Origin of the sequence: Albidovulum salinarum, assembly GCF_025673475.1 — a bacterium.
GTDB classification, from domain to species: Bacteria; Pseudomonadota; Alphaproteobacteria; order Rhodobacterales; family Rhodobacteraceae; genus Albidovulum; species Albidovulum salinarum.
In genome coordinates this window covers 21938-37968 of record NZ_JAOVQO010000013.1, presented here as the reverse complement: position 1 = coordinate 37968, position 16031 = coordinate 21938, and the positions used below count along the sequence as shown (strand labels likewise).

Below are 16031 nucleotides of genomic sequence, written 5' to 3'. Positions count from 1 at the left end.
GACATTGGCCGAGAGCGGGCCTAAAGGGAAGGGCGATGATCCCGTCTGCGCGGATTTTCCGATGCAGACCGTTCTGCCCCGCGCTCAGAGCGCCGCGAGGATCGTCCGGGCGCGGTGACAATCCGCGTTCATCTGCTCCACGAGCGCGGGCAGGCCGTCGAATTTCATCTCGGGGCGCAGATAGTCGATCAGCGCGACCGAGAGGTGCTCGCCGTAAAGGTTGCCCTTGAAGTCGAAGAGGAAGCTTTCGAGATTGGGCTTGTTCTCGCCGAACATCGGCCGCACGCCGAGGCTCGCGGCGCCGTTGTAGCTGCCCTGATGCGGCCCGGTCAGGACATCGACCTTCACCGCGTAGACGCCGAGCTTCGGCAGGTGCAGCCCGCCGACCCCCATGTTGGCGGTCGGAAAGCCGAGATCGCGGCCGCGCTTGTCGCCGTGCAGGACCTCGCCCTCGATCCGGTGCCAGTGGCCGAGCATCTGTGCGGCGTCGCGCGGGCGTCCCTCGGCAAGCGCCGTGCGGATCGCGGTCGAGGAGATTTCCTCGCCGCCCATCTCGACGAGTTCGGCAATGGTCACGCCGAAGCCGTGGCGGCGGGCGCAGTCACGCAAGGTGTCGACATTGCCCTTGCGGCCCTTGCCGAAGCAGAAATCCGCGCCGACCGTGACATGGGCGACGCCGAGCCCCCGGACCAGCACCTCGGCCACGAAGTCTTCCGCCTCCATCCCGGCGAGATCCGCGTTGAAGGGGAGTTCGTAAAGCTGTTCGACGCCGAGCTTTTCCAGCCGGTGGGTCCGCGCCTCGGCGTTCATCAGGCGGAAGGCGGGGGCCTTGGGGGCGAAGAACTGGCGGGGATGGGGTTCGAAGGTGACGATGCCAAGCGGCGCATCGGCGCGGCGCGCCTGGTCGATCACCGCCTGGTGGCCGAGATGGACGCCGTCGAAGTTGCCCATCGCGACCGAGGCGCCCCGGTCGGCCTCCGCCAGTTCCGTCCAATGGAAATGCGTGCGCATCGGCCCCCGTGTGGCGGGAGCGCCCGCCGGATCAGTCGAACTTGCGGCTCGGCGCCAGAACCAGCGCCTCGCCCTTCAGGACGACCGTATCGCCCACCGCGCAATGGGTTTCAAGAGTGACGCGGCGCTTGGCGTGGTCGATCGCGGTGACCTTGACCTCGGCATAGACCACGTCACCGGGGCGGACAGGCGCCATGAACTTCAGCGTCTGGCCAAGATAGACCGTGCCGTGGCCCGGCAGCTGCTCGCCGATCACCGCCGAGATCAGGCCCGCGGTCAGCATGCCGTGGGCGATGCGCCCCTCGAAGATCGTCTCGCGGGCGTAATCCTCGTCGAGATGGACCGGGTTGCGGTCGGTCGAGACCTCGGCGAACATCTCGATGTCGCGGTCCGTGATCTCCTTCTGGAGATACCGGGTCATCCCGATCTCCAGGTCCTCGATGCAGATCGTCCCGCGCGGCTGATTGTCGAGCATCATCACGAATCCCAAACATCCATGTTGCAGTGCAGCATAGATGAGTGCGGGCCTCCGCGCAATCTGGGGAAGTAATTATTTTGCCGAAGTGGTGTCTGGATCGAAAGAATGTTGCCGTCTGGCAATAATCTATCGCAGGCGGCCGATGGCGAAGGTCGGCGCCATCTGCATCTCGTCGAGCCACGCGGTCAGCTTGCCCGGTTCGGGCGCCTCGACATCCGCGCCGAAGCGGGCCGCCTCGAGGCCGCCGGTGATGAAGAGCGTGTCGATCCCCTCGCCCATGCCCCCCTGAATGTCGGTGCCGATCCCGTCGCCCACGGCGAGGATGCCGGCGTCGCCGATGGCGGCGCCGGTGAGCGCGGTCAGCCGCCGCCGGGCGAGGTCGTAGATCGGCGGGTGCGGCTTGCCGAAATAGAGGCTCTCACCACCCATTTCGGTGTAGAGCCGCGCGAGCGCGCCGGCGCACCATTCCCGCCGCTCGCCGCGGTCGACGACGATGTCGGGATTGGCGCAGAGGAGCTTCAGCCCCTTCGCCTTGGCGTAGAGGAAGTCGGGCCGGTAGACCGCCGGATCGGCCATGGGATCGGCGGGGCCGGTGCAGACGATGCCCTCCGCTTCGGCGAGCGGCACGATCTCGATCCGGGCGGGGTTGTCGAGGATCTTCAGCGGCTCGAAGAAACCCATGTCGGTCTCGGGGTTGCCGATGAAGTGGACCTTGTGGCCGACCGCGCCCTGGAACATCGCCGCCCGCGCGCTGTCGCCCGAGGTCGCGATCGTGTCCCAGGCGTCGCGCGGCACGCCGATCTGGTCGAGCTGCGTTGCGACGCCGGCGCGCGGGCGGGGCGAGTTGGTGACGAGAACGACCTTGCCGCCACTGGCCCGGTAGGCCTGAAGGGCGGCCACGGCGGCGGGGAAGGGGCGCAGCCCGTCATGGACGCAGCCCCAGAGATCGCAGAAGAGCGCGTCGTAGCCGGCTGCAACCTCCGACAGCGATTGAATGATCCGGGTCATGGGCGCCTCCTCGTGTTGCGGCCCTTGTTACAGGCCGGGCCGGAAAAAGGTAAGGGCGCCCGAAGGCGCCCTCATGCAACGTTTTCGGCGGCTCAGAGTTTCAGCGCCGGGATGATCTGCTTCTTGCGGCTCATGATGCCGGGCAGGACCACGGTGTCGCCCGTCACCTTCGCGCCGAAGCTCGCCTCGGCGAACTGCTTCACGAGGTCGTTCGGCACGAGAAGCGTCGCCTCTTCCTTGAGGATGTCGACGACGAAGAGCAGGACCTGGTCGGCGCCGTCCTCTTTCGCGACATCGATCATCGAGGCCATCAGGCTGTCCTTGCGGTCGAGCACCACCTTCGGCGCGGTCGTCTCCAGCACCGAGACGCGCAGCTCCTTGCCGGCGACGTTGTATTCCTTGGAATCCATGCGCAGCAGTTCCGCGTCCGAGAAGGCCGAGACGTCGGATTTCGCGGCGAAGAGCTCGGCTGCGTAGTCGGGGATCGAGATGCCAAGCTCGGTGGCCAGCTTCTCGGCCACGGCGCGGTCATGCGCGGTCGTGGTCGGCGAGCGGAACTCCAGCGTGTCGGAGAGGATGCAGGAGAGCATCGCGCATTTGATGCTCTCGGGCATCTTCGCCGCGTCATCGCCCATCAGGTCGTGCATGATGGTCGCGGTGCAGGCGAGCGGGCGGATGGTGATGTCGATCGGCCCCTTGGTCTTCAGCCCGCCGGCGAGGAGGTGGTGGTCGATGATCTGGACCACGTTCGCCTCGTTGATCGAGGCGGGAAGCTCCGCCGGGTTGTTGGTGTCTACGACGACGCAGGTTTCGCCGGCCGCCACGTCGGCGATGATCTCGGGCTTCGGCAGGTCCCAGCGCTTCAGGACGAAGGCGGCTTCGGTGTTCGGCTCGCCAAGGAGGACGGGCGTCGCGGGGGTGCCCTTCACATCCGAGAGGTACCAGGCCCAGATGATGGGCGAGCCGGTGGAGTCGGTGTCGGGGGACTTGTGGCCGAAAACCTTGATCATGTCTGTCATCCATCAGGGAGAATTGGAAATCGCCGGCCTTATAGGCGCTGCGATCGGGCTTGTCACCCATCGGTGAGGGGCATTCGGTGAGTGCCCCGCGCAAGTGCCGGAGCCCAGGGCGGACGGCCCCCGTCGCGGCGCGCGCGGCGAGGGCCGTTCCAGTTCTTCGTCCGGGCGCTTCGCCGCCATCGGCGGCGGGTTCCCGGATCCGCGCTGTGTCAGCGGGTCGGGATGATCAGGATCTCGACCCGGCGGTTCTGGGCGCGGCCCTCGGGCGTCAGGTTCGAGGCGACGGGCTGGTTCTCGCCCTGGCCGAAGGCGGCGATGCGGCCGGGGGCGACGCCGCCGTCGCGGATGATCGCGCCCACCGCGCTGGCGCGGCGCTGCGAGAGGTCGAAGTTGTAGGCCGCGGCGCCGGTGTTGTCGGTGTGGCCGATGACCTCGACGCGGCTGTCGGGATGGCGGTTGAGGTTGTCGGCCACCGCATAGAGGTCGCCGATGATGCCGGGATTGACCGAGGCGCTGTCGACGGCGAAGAGGATGCCTTCCGGCATGATGACGCGGAGCTGGTTGCCCTCGTTGATGACGCGCACGCGGTCGTTGACGATGGCGCGGTCGAGTTCGGCCGCCTGCTGGTCGAGGTTGCTGCCGACCATGCCGCCGATCAGGCCGCCGGCCACCGCGCCGACGATCGCCCGGTCGCGTTTGTCGATGCCGCCTTCCCCCGTCAGCGCACCGGCGAGCGCGCCGACGCCCGCCCCGGTGAGCGCACCCTGGCGGGTCCGCTGGTTCGGGTCGTTCGGATTGTACTGGTCGACCGGCGTGCAGGCCGCCAGCAGGATCGCCGCGGCGGTGCCGCCGGTCAGGAGGGTGGTGAAACGCATGAAAGCTGCTCCGCTTGGTGTTCGTTGTGCGTTAAGTGTGAGATTAGCGACTGTTAGGCAATAACGCAGGCGGGGAAAAGCGGTTCCGGCAGCATTCCGCGCATCATGTCGCGGTGGCGGATTCGGCGTCGGCGCGGGCGGCTTCCCAGGCCAGCATCGCGCGCTTCACCGGCAGGCCCCAGTGATAGCCGCCGAGCCCGCCGGATTTCCTCAGTGCCCGGTGGCAGGGGATGAGCCAGCTGACCGGGTTGCGCCCGACCGCGGTGCCGACCGCGCGCACCGCACGGGGATTGCCGATCCGGCTGGCGATGTCGGAATAGGTCGACACCTGGCCCGAAGGGATCGCGAGCAGCGCCTCCCAGACCTTGATCTGGAACGGCGCGCCGATCATGTGGAGCGCCGCCTCGCCCTTCTGCTCGAAGGCCGCCGTCACCCACGGCGCGATCGCCTCGGGCGCCTCCGTGAAAGAGGCGCGCGGCCAGCGGCCGGCGAGGTCGGCGAAGGCGTGGTCGCGGCCGCAGTCCTCGGCGAAGGCGATGCCGCAAAGGCCGCGGTCGGTGCCCATCGCGAGCGCGGCGCCGAAGGGCGAGTCGTACCAGCCGTAGCGCACCGACAGCCCCTCGCCCGCGCGGGCGTATTCGCCGGGGCTCATCGCTTCCCAGCGCAGAAAGAGGTCGTGCAGGCGGCCCGCGCCGGACAGCCCGGTCTCGGTTGCGGTGTCGAGCAGCGTGTGGCGTTCAGCCAGGAGCCGCTTGGCGAGGTCGAGCGTGAGGTACTGGCGGTAACGTTTCGGCGAGACGCCGACCCAGCGCGAGAAGACGCGCTGGAAATGCGCGGGGCTCATCGAGAGCCGGGCGGCGAGGTCGTCTAGGCCGAGGTCGCCCTCGGTCTCGATGAGGGCGAGGGCGCGGGCGATGACGCCGTAATGGTAGCCCCGGTCGGGCGGTTCGTTCAGCATGGTCTGTCTCCTTGACCCGAAGATAGGGCGCGGGGCGGGCGACGGCGACCCGAAAGCTGCGGTTTGGTGCTCAGGCCGCGGCGTCGGTTGGCGTGGCCAGCAATGCGGCGAGCCCGTCCGGGGCGAGGCCGGGCCGGAGCGGCCGGGCGGGGTCTGTCGCGGCGATGGCCGGGGCCGCGAGCTAGAGGCCGTCGGCCAGGATCAGCGCGGGCGTGTCGAGGAGCGGGAGAAACCCGAGGAGCGGGCCCGGCGACCGGGATCGCGACAGGTCGGCCGCATGCGCCAGCAGCTCGGCGGTGCCGAGCTGGGCGGCAAGGAGGGGTGCGCGGAGGAGGACACCGTGCTCCGGGCCGAGACGCAGCGGATCGTCCGGAAACCCGACGCCGAAGCGGCCCGCCGCGATCTCGACCGGACGGGCGAGCAGCGTGCCGGCGAGCGCCCGAAGCGGCCGGTAGCCGTGATCGCGGGTCCGGAGCCGGTCGCCGGGGCAGAGCCCTTCCACCGCGACCGGGCCGCGTGTGGTGGCGGCGCGGGTGCCCGCCGCGAGGCCCGTTTCGCTCCCCTTGCCGTCCCTCCCTGCCGGTCCGATGCGATGATCGCGCGGAACGGCGAAAGCCCGGTTAACAGGCGCGGGGAGCGGTAAAACGACGGGATCGGCGCGCTCAGCCCTTGCCGCGCCCCGGCCGCGCGGGCATAGACCGCTTCAATGGCACGCCAACTTGACTACCAAACGATCCGCGAGATCTTCACCCGCTTCCGCGAGGCCGAGGCCGAGCCGAAGGGGGAGCTCGAGCATGTCAATGCCTTCACGCTCCTCGTCGCGGTGGCGCTCTCGGCGCAGGCCACGGATGCCGGCGTGAACAAGGCGACGCGGGCGCTCTTCAAGGTGGCCGACACGCCCGAGAAGATGCTCGCCCTCGGCGAAGAGGGACTGATCGAGCATATCAAGACGATCGGGCTCTTCCGCCAGAAGGCGAAGAACGTGATCAAGCTCTCGCGCATCCTCGTCGAGGAGTGCGGCGGCGAGGTGCCGTCCTCGCGCGCGGCGCTGATGACGCTGCCCGGCGTGGGGCGCAAGACCGCGAATGTCGTGCTGAACATGTGGTTCCACTTCCCGGCGCAGGCGGTCGACACTCATATCTTCCGGGTCGGAAATCGCACCGGCATCGCTGCGGGCAAGACCGTTGAGGCGGTCGAGCGGGCGATCGAGGACAACGTGCCGGCCGAGTTCCAGCAACACGCCCATCACTGGCTGATCCTGCACGGCCGCTATATCTGCGTGGCGCGGAAGCCCAAATGCCGCGCCTGCCACATCCGTGACCTCTGTCCCTACGAGGAGAAGACGCTTTGACCAACCGCTATCAGGTGGTCGGCATCGGCAACGCGATCGTCGATGTCCTGACCCAGTGCGACGACGATTTCCTCGACTGGATGGGGATCGAGAAGGGGATCATGCAGCTCGTCGACCGCGAGCGGGGCGAGACGCTCTATGCCGCGATGAAGGAGCGCACCCAGGCGCCCGGCGGCTCGGTCGGCAACACGCTGGCGGGCTTGGGCAATCTCGGGCTGAAGACCGCCTTCGTCGGCAAGGTGAAGGACGATGCGCTTGGCCGGTTCTACGCGAAGTCGCTGGAGGGCGAGGGGACGGACTTCCCGAACCCGCCCTCGGCGCGGGCGGAGCTGCCGACCTCGCGTTCGATGATCTTCGTCACGCGAGACGGCGAGCGGTCGATGAACACCTATCTCGGCGCGGGGGCGGATTTCGGGGCGGAGGACCTCGACGAGGAGGTGGTGCGGGCGTCGGACTACCTCTTCCTCGAGGGCTATCTCTTCGACAAGGACCAGGGCAAGGCGGCGTTCCTCAAGGCCGCCGAAGCCTGCCACCGGGGTGGCGGCCGCGCCGGGATCTCGCTTTCCGACCCGTTCTGCGTCGACCGCCACCGGGCGGATTTCCGGCAGCTCGTCCACGACCAGATGGACTACGTCATCGGCAACCAGCACGAATGGTGTTCTCTCTACCAGACCGAGGACCTGGAGGCGGCGCTGAAGGAGGCGCAGGCAGATTGCCCGCTCATCGTCTGCACCCGCTCGGGCGCCGACGTGATCCTGTTGCGCGGCGAGGAGCGGGCCGAGGTGCCGGTGCACCGGGTGGTGCCGGTCGATGCGACCGGGGCTGGCGACCAGTTCGCGGCGGGCTTCCTTTACGGGATGGCCACCGGGCAGACGCTGGCGACGGCGGGGCGGATGGGCTGCATCGCTGCGGCCGAGGTGATCAGCCATTTCGGCGCGCGCCCCGAGACCGACGTCAAGGCGCTGTTCCGCGCGCACGGGCTGATCTAGACGCCGTTTTCGGGCGGGCCCGGCGGATCGCTACATATGGTCCGCTCGGCCCGCCGCTTCGAGCAGCGCCCGGATGCGCGCGATGCCCGGCCCGCTGGCTGCTTCAAGGCGGCTGACCAGCTCCCGCAATGCCGGATCGGGGCTTTTCTCGGCCGCCAGGAACAGCCGGGTGAACCCGTCGACCCTTGCGCCGGCGCTCCATTCCGCGAGATCGGGTTCGGCAAACCACAGGGCTTCGTTTTCCCGGCTCGCGAGTTCGCCGCGCAACCAGTCAATGGGCCGATCCGCCATCCGAACCGGCACGGCGAGGCGATTGCGCACGGCGTCGTCGGATCGGCGCGCTTCCAGAAGGGCGATTGCCGCCGCGCTGAATGTCGGCCAGCAGTGCTGGATGAATTGCAGCACGATGCGGCCGTGCTGGAAGACCGGCTCCGAGGGGCGGACCGGAACGCCGCTTGCGGCACAGTGGACGTGGACCGTTTCGCGGCCCGTCGGTATTTCGCCATGTTCGAGCATGATCCGGTCCGGCTCGATCGCCGTCACCCGGCCCTTTCGGATGACGTTGCGGACGCGGCGAAGCTGCGACAGTTCCGCCTCCGTGACCGTGGCGCAGTGAAACATCGTCGGCGTAACCTCGGGGTCGATCCTGAGAAGCGCGTTCTTCGTTTCGAGCCTGCGAAACAGATCGTCGATGTTCTTCGCGTCGCGCGCGGACTCCATGTCGATCACGTATTGCTCGATGGTCCCTGCGGCCACGTCTGACTGCGGCTGCATGCGCTTGCGGTTGTAGAACCAGCTGTCGCGGGGCCTGATCCAGAAGATCCGCTCGGGCGGAAGGTCCTGCTCGAGAAGCCACAACACGCAGTCTATCGCGGTCTTTCCGCCGCCGATGATGACGAAGTCGGTCGCGGGCCGGGTGATGCCGGGCAGGGCGTCCGGCGTCACGAGCCGGACGGACGGCGCAATCGGAAACGACGGCGGATGGGTCGACGGCAACCGGGTATCAGCATGGGTGCCGTCGACGATCCGGCGCCGCGCGTGCAGGATCGTGCGGGACCCGGTCAAGCGGGACGTGGCAAAACCACCGGGCCCGTACTCGTGGCTAGGCAGGAAGGTGACGCGGCCGCTGGCAAGGAATCGGTGGCGCATGACGTCGTCGAAGTAGCCGCAGATTGCGGCGCCGCTCGACAGTTCCAGATGGCCGCTGTTCCAGCCGACCCGGTCGATACGCCCTTCGCCGAGCGGGGCGGAGTTCACGCCGTAGAACGTTGCGGCGCTGTGGAGGCGCACGAACGGATAGGCGTCGTTCCAATGCCCGCCGGGCCGGGGGCGTCGGTCGACCATGACCAAGGTCGCGTCAGTTTCGGTGAGCAGCGTGTCCGTGAAGGCCATCGCCGCGGCGCCGATCACGACATAGTCCGCTGCGATCCCTGCGTCTGACATTGGCGCCGACATGATTGACGCACCGCGCTCTGCCGAGATCGCCGGCGGTGCTGGCGAAGGGTGCTAGCGCACTTCCTGGGCGATGGCGAGCATCCGCCCCGGCCGCCCCAGTTCACGGCGCAGACCTTCGCCACGACGAGACCGAGCGACAGCGCGATCTCGCACGATGTGCCTTCGATGATGTCCGAGTGGTGCTGCTAGGCTGCCCCAGGCCGTTTCACCCACCGATTTCACGGACGACGACAAGACGATCACGATGGTGGTCCGGCGTTTCGGGCACGCCCACTCTGTTCCAAGCTCGCCGTCAGACCGGACCGGCCTGAGGGGAATACCCGGCCGAACCCGAAGACACGGCACCTTGCGACGTAAACTTCTCCGGAAAGAAGGCTGCGGCGCAGGTGAAGACCGTGCAGAGCGCCTCTTCCTTGTCGTAGGGGGCGCTCATCGTCATCAGGTCCATCCAGACGCCTTCCGTGGTGACGCGCAGGACCCGGGCGATGCGCACGGGGTCGCCGGGCCGGCCGGTCTCGGCAAGAAGCTCGCGGCAGATCTCCTCAAGCACCCGGTTGTATTCCCGGTCGTTCGATCCGCATTGCTCCTGGTAGAGCGGCCGGCTTTGCGCTTCGCCCCAAAACGCGCACCAGGCCGCCAAGCGCGACGGCGTGCAGATCGTCGGGTTGAAATCGGCCCTGAAGATCGCGTCGAGGCGTCGCGCGGGGTCGGAACCGGCCGCTTCCAGCGCGGTCGTCCAGTTCCGCCGGTACTCCTCGGCAAGATAGGAGAGCGTCTCCGCGAGCAGCTTTTCCTTGGTCTCGAAGTGGAAGTTGACCAGCCCGTGCGACAGCCCCGCGTGGCGGGAGACGTCCGTCAGAGTGGTCTTGGCGTAGCCTTGCCGGCCGATGGTCTCGATCGTCGCCTCGATGAGCTGTTCGCGCCGGGCCTCGCGGCTCAGCTTGCGCGGCTGCGGCTGTTGGTCGGTCGTGCTGCTCTCGATCTCGGTCATCCTGCCCCGCTCCGGTCCTGCCCCCTCGCGTGCCGACAGACATACGCAATCCGTCACGATGTCAACTAGACCATATTTTGACTGGGCTGTCAGTCAAAAACTGATTGACAGCCCAGTCAAAATGCGTGTGAGATGGGAACGACAGCGAAGATCGGCCGACATTCCGTCATCCGGCCTTCGCACATCAACCAGAGGACAGGTCATGCGCGCGGCACCCCGACGCTCAATCGAAAAATCCAACGCACAGTTCCAGAAGGCCCTGAAGCGGCTGCCGCTCGGCGTGGCCTCGACGTTCCGGTACTGGGGCGACGACCGGACGATCTATGTCGATCACGGCAAGGGCGGGCGGATCTGGGATATCGACGGAAACGGCTATGTCGACTACCGCCTCGGCTACGGCCCGGCGATCCTCGGCTACGCAGATGAACGGGTCGACGCCGCCGCCCGGCGCGGCATGGAGGTCGGCGGCGTCTTCGCGCTCTCGACCGAGCGCGAGCTTGCCGTGGCGGATCGCATCGCGAAGATGGTGCCGGGCGTCGATCTGGTGCGTTACTCAAACTCCGGCACCGAGGCGGTGATGGCGGCGCTGCGGCTGGCGCGGGCGCATACCGGTCGCGACAGCTATCTGCTGATAGAGGGTGCCTATCACGGTCTCTTCGATGCCGCGATGTGGATGGCCAATGTCGAGGAGTGGAGCCAGCGCGGCGGCGGCGACCCGGAGGTCGTGGCCTATTCGAAGGGCATCCCGCAGGAACTGAAGACACTCGCTCATCTTGTGCCGATGAACGATCTCCAGCGGCTCGAGGACACGTTCAAGCGTCACGGCAACGAGATGGCAGCGATGCTGATCGAACCGATCCAGGGCAATTGCTGCGGGATCTCGGCCGCGGGCGACTATGTGCGGCTCGCGCGCAAACTCTGCGACGAGTATGGCGTCCTGCTGATCATCGATGAGGTCAAGACCGGTTTCCGGGTCGCGCGCGGCGGTGTGCAATCGCTTCTTGGTGTGACGCCGGATATCTGCACCTTCGCCAAGGCGATGGCCAACGGCTATCCGATCGCTGTGGTCGCCGGTCGCGAGGAGGTCATGCGGACCTTCCGCTACGGCGGCGCGGCCCATGGCGGCACCTACACCGCGCATTCCGTGAGCCTCGCGGCGGCCGAGGAATGCCTGCGCATCCTCGACGAAACCCCGGCGCTGGAGACGCTCGCGACATATGGCGAGAACCTGAAGGCCGGCATGTCCAAGATCCTGAACCGGCGCGGGATCGTGCATTCCTATGCCGGTCATTCCTCGATGTTCGGCCTCTTCTTCGCCGAGAAGGCGCCGGACAACTACCGCGACTGGAAGCGGTCGGACTATTCCTTCTACGACCAGATGGCCTATTTTCTCCACGATCTCGGGGTCATCTGCGAGCCCGACAGCCGCGAGCCCTGGTTCATGTGCGAGGCGCATGACGCGGGCTGTCTCGACGATACGTTGCAGGCGTTCGAGACCGCGGTCGACATGACGCTGGAGCACTTCGAAGCCGAGAAGCGCGCATGAACTACGATGCGGCGATCATCGGGGCGGGGCACAACGGGCTGGTGGCGGCCTGCTACCTCGCCCGTGCCGGGCTGAAGGTCGTCGTCGTCGAGAAGAACGACTGGATCGGCGGCGCCGCGGTGTCGCGCGAGCTGCATCCGGGCTTCACCTATTCCAACTGCTCCTATGTCTGCTCGCTCTTCCGGCCCGAGATCATGCGCGATCTCGAACTGCCGAAACACGGGCTGCAGGTACTGCCCTATGAGGGCGGCGCGGTCTTTACCCGCGACGGTGGCTATCTCGCGACCTTCCGCGATCACGACGCCAACCGCCGCGAGCTCGCGCGTCATTCGCCGCGCGATGCGGAGGCCTATGATCGCTACTCGCGCGACGTGATGCGACACTGCCGCTTCATCCGGCCGCTGCTGCTGCGCACACCGCCCGATCCGGCGACTTTCCGTCCACGCGACATTGCCGAACTGGCGTGGCTCGGCCGGAAGGTCGGCGAGATGTCGGAAGGGCAGATCTGCGACATGATCCGGTTCTGGACCATGTCGATCTCCGACTTTCTCGACGAGTATTTCGAAAGCCCGGTGATCAAGGCCTATCTTGCCGTCTCGGCGATCATCGGCACCGCGCTCGGCCCGATGTCGCCGGGCTCGGCCTATGTGCTGCTGCATCACTACATGGGCGACGTGGACGGCAATGTCGGCGCCTGGGGCTTCGCGCGCGGCGGCATGGGGGCGATCACGCAGGCGCTGACGGCGTCGCTCAGGGCAGCCGGTGGCGAGGTGCGGACGGGCGCCGGGGTCGAGAAGGTTCTCGTCGCCAATGGCCGGGCCACGGGGCTGCGGCTGGAGGGCGGCGAGGAGATCGCCGCAAGGCGCGTGCTGTCCAACATGGATGTGAAGCGGACCTTCCTGAAGCATGTCGACACGGCCGAACTGCCGCCCGCCTTCGTCAAGCGGGTCGAGACCTTCAAGAGCCGCGGCTCGTCGGGCAAGCTCAACATCGCCCTCGATGCCGCGCCGCACTTCCCGGCGCTTCCCGACGGCGCGCCGATGCTGAAGGGCGATCTCCACTTCACCGACAGCGTCGAGCGGATGGAGCGGGCCTATGACGACTGGAAGGCGGGGCATTTCAGCCGCGATCCGTTCCAGGACACGATGATCCCGACGATGATCGACCCGACGATGGCGCCGCCAGGCAAGCACTTCATGTCCTGCTTCATCCAGTACGCGCCGCCGAAGATCGAGGGGCGCGACTGGACCGACGCTGACCGCGACGCCTTCGGGCAGACGGTCATCGACCAGATCGCGGAATATTCGCCGGGCTTCAAGGACCGCATCCTGCATATGGAGGTGCGGACCCCGCGCGAGTTGGAGGCCGAGGTCGGTCTCACCGACGGCAACATCTTCCAGGGCGAGCTGACCTTCGACCAGCTCCTCTTCAACCGCCCGGTGCCCGGATACGCCCAGTACAAGACGCCGATCCGCGACCTCTGGCTCTGCGGTTCGTCCGCCCATCCCGGCGGCGGCGTGATGGGCGCGCCCGGCCGCAACGCGGCTTCCGAAATCCTGCGCGATCTGCGCGCAAAGACCGAGATGAGGCAGGCCTATGCCGTCGTATGACACCATCATCATCGGCGGCGGAACGAACGGGCTCGCCTGTGCTGCACGGCTCGCGAAGGCGGGCAAGCGCGTCCTCGTGCTCGAAGCCGCCGAGCGCGCGGGCGGCGGGGCGACCGGCGCGGCGCTCGCGCCAGACCTTGCGCCCATGCCGCTCGCGCATCTTCTCACGACGCTCGACCCGAGGGTTCTGGACGGGATGGAGCTGGAGCGGCACGGGCTGAGCTATGCCGCGACCGGGCTCACGACGACGGCGCTGTCGCCGACCGGCGATCATCTGGTTCTGGAGGGGCCCGCCGGGGCAGGGCTCTCCGGCACGATCGACGATGCCGGGCGGGCCGCATGGGAGGCGCTGCGCCGGCGTCTGATGAGTTTCGCGGAGGCCCTCGCGCCGTTTCGCGCCGTCACGCCGCCACGGATCGCGCGGAAGGCCGGGAACGACAATCTGAAGTTGGCCCGCATCGGCCTCGGGCTCCGCCGGCTCGGCCAGGACGAGTTCCGCGAGTTCCTGCGGATGGCCCTCATCAACATCGCGGACGTGCTCGAGGACGAGATCGCGGACGACCGGCTGCGGGGGCTCGTCGCCTTCGATGCGGTGCTCGGCGCCTGGCTCGGGCCGCGGTCACCGAACTCGCTGATCCTCTACCTCAACCGCCTTGCCGGAGAGGCCGCCGGAACGCGGGCCGCGCTGGCGCTGCCGCGGGGCGGCATGGGCGCGGTCGCCGACGCGATGGCGCGGTCGGCCGAAGCCGCGGGCGTGACCCTGCGCACCGGCGCGCGCGTCGGGCGCGTGCTGATCGAGGAGGACCGGGCCTGCGGTGTCATCCTCGCGGACGGCGAGGAGATCCGGGCCGGTCTCGTCGTCTCGGCGATCGGGCCGAAGGCCACGTTCCTCGATCTGGTCGGGGCGCGGCACCTCGATACCGGCTTCGTGCGTCGCGCCACGAATATCCGCGCACGCGGCGGCGCTGCCAAGCTGCATCTCGCGTTGAAGGGCGCCCCCGACTTCCGCGGCGCCGACCCGGCGACCCGGCTGGTGATCGCGCCGGATATCGCGTCGGTGGAGGAGGCCTTCAACGCGACGAAATACGGCGAGGTTCCCGAACGCCCGGTCATGGAGATCGTGCTGCCGAAGGCGCATGAGCGCGAAGCGGGCGGCGGTCACGTTCTGTCCGCCATCGTACAGTTCGCGCCCCACGCGCCGCGTGCCGGTCTCGACGAGGCGCGCCGCCGGATGCTCGCGAACACGCTTGAGGTTCTCGAAACCTACGCGCCGGGGATCGGCGGCCTGATCACGCATAGCGAGCTTCTCATGCCGCAGGACATCGAGGCGCGTTACGGCATGGCGGGTGGCAACTGGCATCACGCCGAACTCAGCGTCGAGCAGATGCTGTTCCTGCGCCCCTTCGCCGAAGTCGCCCAGTATGCGACGCCCGTCGCCGGCCTCTGGCTCGCCGGGGCGGGCAGCCATCCGGGCGGCGGTGTGTCCGGCGCGGCGGGCTGGAACGCGGCGGAGCGCATCCTCTCGGGGGTGGCGGCATGAAGGACCTGCGCCATCACTACGAAGCCCCGCTGCGGACGACGCCGTTCCACGACCGCATCGCGGCGGCGAACGTGCTGAACCAGTGGGGGCCTTGGGCGGGCTACACGACCGCGCTCGTCCTCGAGGATGCGGAGATGGAATATTCCGCGATCCGCAACACGGCGAGCCTTTACGACCTCTGCCCGATGATCAAGTACCGGATCGCCGGGCGCGACGCGGTGGATTACCTCAACCGGCTGACGCTCCGCGACGTTGCGCGCGTGGCCGTTGGGGCGGTGCAGTACACCGCTTGGTGCGACGACCGGGGCAAGCTTCTCGATGACGGCACGCTCTTCCGGCTCGGCGAGGCCGAATTCCTGCTCTGCTGCCAGGAGCGCCATCTGCCGTGGCTTCTGGACTCGGCGATCGGCTTCGAGGTGTCGGTGCACGACGTCACGGCGGAGATTGCCGCGCTTTCGCTTCAGGGGCCCTGCACGGCTTCGGTGCTGGACGCGGCCGGGTTCGACGTCTCGGCGCTCAAGCCCTACCGCTTCGCGTCCTTCCCATTCGACGGCGGCGATCTGATCATCTCGCGCACCGGCTTCACCGGCGATCTCGGGTATGAGCTCTGGATCGAGCCCGCTCTGGCGCTGCCGCTCTGGGACCGGCTGATGGCGGCGGGAGCCTATTGCGGCATCCGCCCGGTCGGGTCGCACGCGCTCGACATCGCGCGCATCGAGGCGGGGTTCCTGGCCGCGCACGCGGATTTCGTGCCCGCCGACCAGGCCCTGCGCGAGGACCGCGTGCGCTCGCCATACGAGCTGGCGCTGGACTGGATGATCGACTTCGGCAAGGGCCATTTCAACGGCCGCCGGGCGCTTCTTGCGGAGCGTGACGGGCAGACCTCCGAATGGGCCTTCGTGGCGCTCGACATCGAGGGCAACGTAGCCGCCGATCACGCGATCCTCTACGACGGCCGCAACCGCGAGGTCGGCCAGATCACCTCGGCGGCCTGGTCGCCGTCGGCCAAGCGCAGCATCGCGCTGGCGCAGGTGCGCCGTCCGCATCACGCCGGGGCGAAGGGCGGACTCCGGGCCGAGATCTATGCCCTGCGCGAGCTGCATTACGTGAAGCTGATGATGACGGCGCGGATGACGGAGCGCCCCTTCTTCGCCCCGCCCCGCCGCCGCACGACCCCGCCCGGACGCTTCTGAGGACAAG

The 16031-nt window shown here is 68.1% G+C and carries 15 protein-coding genes; 6 read left to right on the top strand and 9 right to left on the bottom strand.

Annotated features, from left to right (window positions below):
- Positions 1-84: 84 nt before the first annotated feature.
- The 7 genes from OEZ60_RS14215 to OEZ60_RS14185 form a co-directional block, all read right to left on the bottom strand.
- Positions 85-1011: a bifunctional riboflavin kinase/FAD synthetase gene (locus OEZ60_RS14215; protein ID WP_263337512.1), complete on the bottom strand. Its 927-nt coding sequence runs from the start codon at positions 1009-1011 to the stop codon at positions 85-87.
- A gap of 31 nt (positions 1012-1042) precedes the next feature.
- Positions 1043-1486 carry a MaoC family dehydratase gene (locus OEZ60_RS14210; RefSeq protein ID WP_263337717.1) on the bottom strand — a complete coding sequence of 148 codons (444 nt, stop codon included), beginning with the start codon at positions 1484-1486 and terminating at the stop codon, positions 1043-1045.
- 129 nt (positions 1487-1615) lie between these two features.
- Positions 1616-2497, bottom strand: coding sequence for a TIGR01459 family HAD-type hydrolase (locus OEZ60_RS14205; RefSeq protein WP_263337509.1), 882 nt, complete (start codon positions 2495-2497; stop codon positions 1616-1618).
- 92 nt (positions 2498-2589) lie between these two features.
- A complete protein-coding gene (locus OEZ60_RS14200; protein WP_411709807.1) occupies positions 2590-3507 on the bottom strand; it encodes a manganese-dependent inorganic pyrophosphatase in 918 nt (305 codons plus the stop codon).
- A 218-nt stretch (positions 3508-3725) separates the two neighbouring features.
- Positions 3726-4391: an OmpA family protein gene (locus OEZ60_RS14195; RefSeq protein WP_263337503.1), complete on the bottom strand. Its 666-nt coding sequence runs from the start codon at positions 4389-4391 to the stop codon at positions 3726-3728.
- A gap of 103 nt (positions 4392-4494) precedes the next feature.
- Positions 4495-5349, bottom strand: coding sequence for a methylated-DNA--[protein]-cysteine S-methyltransferase (locus OEZ60_RS14190; protein WP_263337501.1), 855 nt, complete (start codon positions 5347-5349; stop codon positions 4495-4497).
- A gap of 181 nt (positions 5350-5530) precedes the next feature.
- Positions 5531-5938 carry a Hint domain-containing protein gene (locus OEZ60_RS14185; RefSeq protein WP_263337716.1) on the bottom strand — a complete coding sequence of 136 codons (408 nt, stop codon included), beginning with the start codon at positions 5936-5938 and terminating at the stop codon, positions 5531-5533.
- A 117-nt stretch (positions 5939-6055) separates the two neighbouring features.
- Here OEZ60_RS14185 and nth point away from each other — a divergent pair, with 117 nt between their 5' ends.
- Positions 6056-6700, top strand: a complete 645-nt coding sequence (nth, locus tag OEZ60_RS14180) for an endonuclease III (protein WP_263337499.1) — start codon at positions 6056-6058, stop codon at positions 6698-6700.
- The gene (locus OEZ60_RS14175) at positions 6697-7689 is read left to right on the top strand and encodes an adenosine kinase (protein WP_263337497.1); all 993 of its coding nucleotides are present in this window, start codon (positions 6697-6699) and stop codon (positions 7687-7689) included. Before nth ends, OEZ60_RS14175 begins: the two co-directional genes overlap by 4 nt.
- Positions 7690-7719: 30 nt before the next feature.
- On the opposite strand, the gene OEZ60_RS14170 is transcribed toward OEZ60_RS14175, so the two are convergent.
- Both OEZ60_RS14170 and OEZ60_RS14165 read right to left on the bottom strand, forming a co-directional pair.
- Positions 7720-9132 (bottom strand): hypothetical protein, encoded by a 1413-nt coding sequence (locus OEZ60_RS14170; RefSeq protein ID WP_263337494.1) that lies wholly within the window; start codon positions 9130-9132, stop codon positions 7720-7722.
- 304 nt (positions 9133-9436) lie between these two features.
- Positions 9437-10135 (bottom strand): TetR family transcriptional regulator C-terminal domain-containing protein, encoded by a 699-nt coding sequence (locus OEZ60_RS14165; RefSeq protein ID WP_263337491.1) that lies wholly within the window; start codon positions 10133-10135, stop codon positions 9437-9439.
- Positions 10136-10337: 202 nt separating this feature from the next.
- Here OEZ60_RS14165 and OEZ60_RS14160 point away from each other — a divergent pair, with 202 nt between their 5' ends.
- The 4 genes from OEZ60_RS14160 to OEZ60_RS14145 are packed head-to-tail and all read left to right on the top strand — an operon-like array spanning position 10338 to position 16024.
- Positions 10338-11681 carry an aspartate aminotransferase family protein gene (locus OEZ60_RS14160; protein ID WP_263337489.1) on the top strand — a complete coding sequence of 448 codons (1344 nt, stop codon included), beginning with the start codon at positions 10338-10340 and terminating at the stop codon, positions 11679-11681.
- The gene (locus tag OEZ60_RS14155; protein WP_263337486.1) at positions 11678-13291 is read left to right on the top strand and encodes a phytoene desaturase family protein; all 1614 of its coding nucleotides are present in this window, start codon (positions 11678-11680) and stop codon (positions 13289-13291) included. Before OEZ60_RS14160 ends, OEZ60_RS14155 begins: the two co-directional genes overlap by 4 nt.
- Positions 13278-14831 (top strand): phytoene desaturase family protein, encoded by a 1554-nt coding sequence (locus OEZ60_RS14150; RefSeq protein ID WP_263337483.1) that lies wholly within the window; start codon positions 13278-13280, stop codon positions 14829-14831. Before OEZ60_RS14155 ends, OEZ60_RS14150 begins: the two co-directional genes overlap by 14 nt.
- Positions 14828-16024 (top strand): aminomethyltransferase family protein, encoded by a 1197-nt coding sequence (locus OEZ60_RS14145; RefSeq protein WP_263337480.1) that lies wholly within the window; start codon positions 14828-14830, stop codon positions 16022-16024. The genes OEZ60_RS14150 and OEZ60_RS14145 overlap by 4 nt, the downstream gene beginning before the upstream one ends.
- Positions 16025-16031 lie beyond the last annotated feature (7 nt).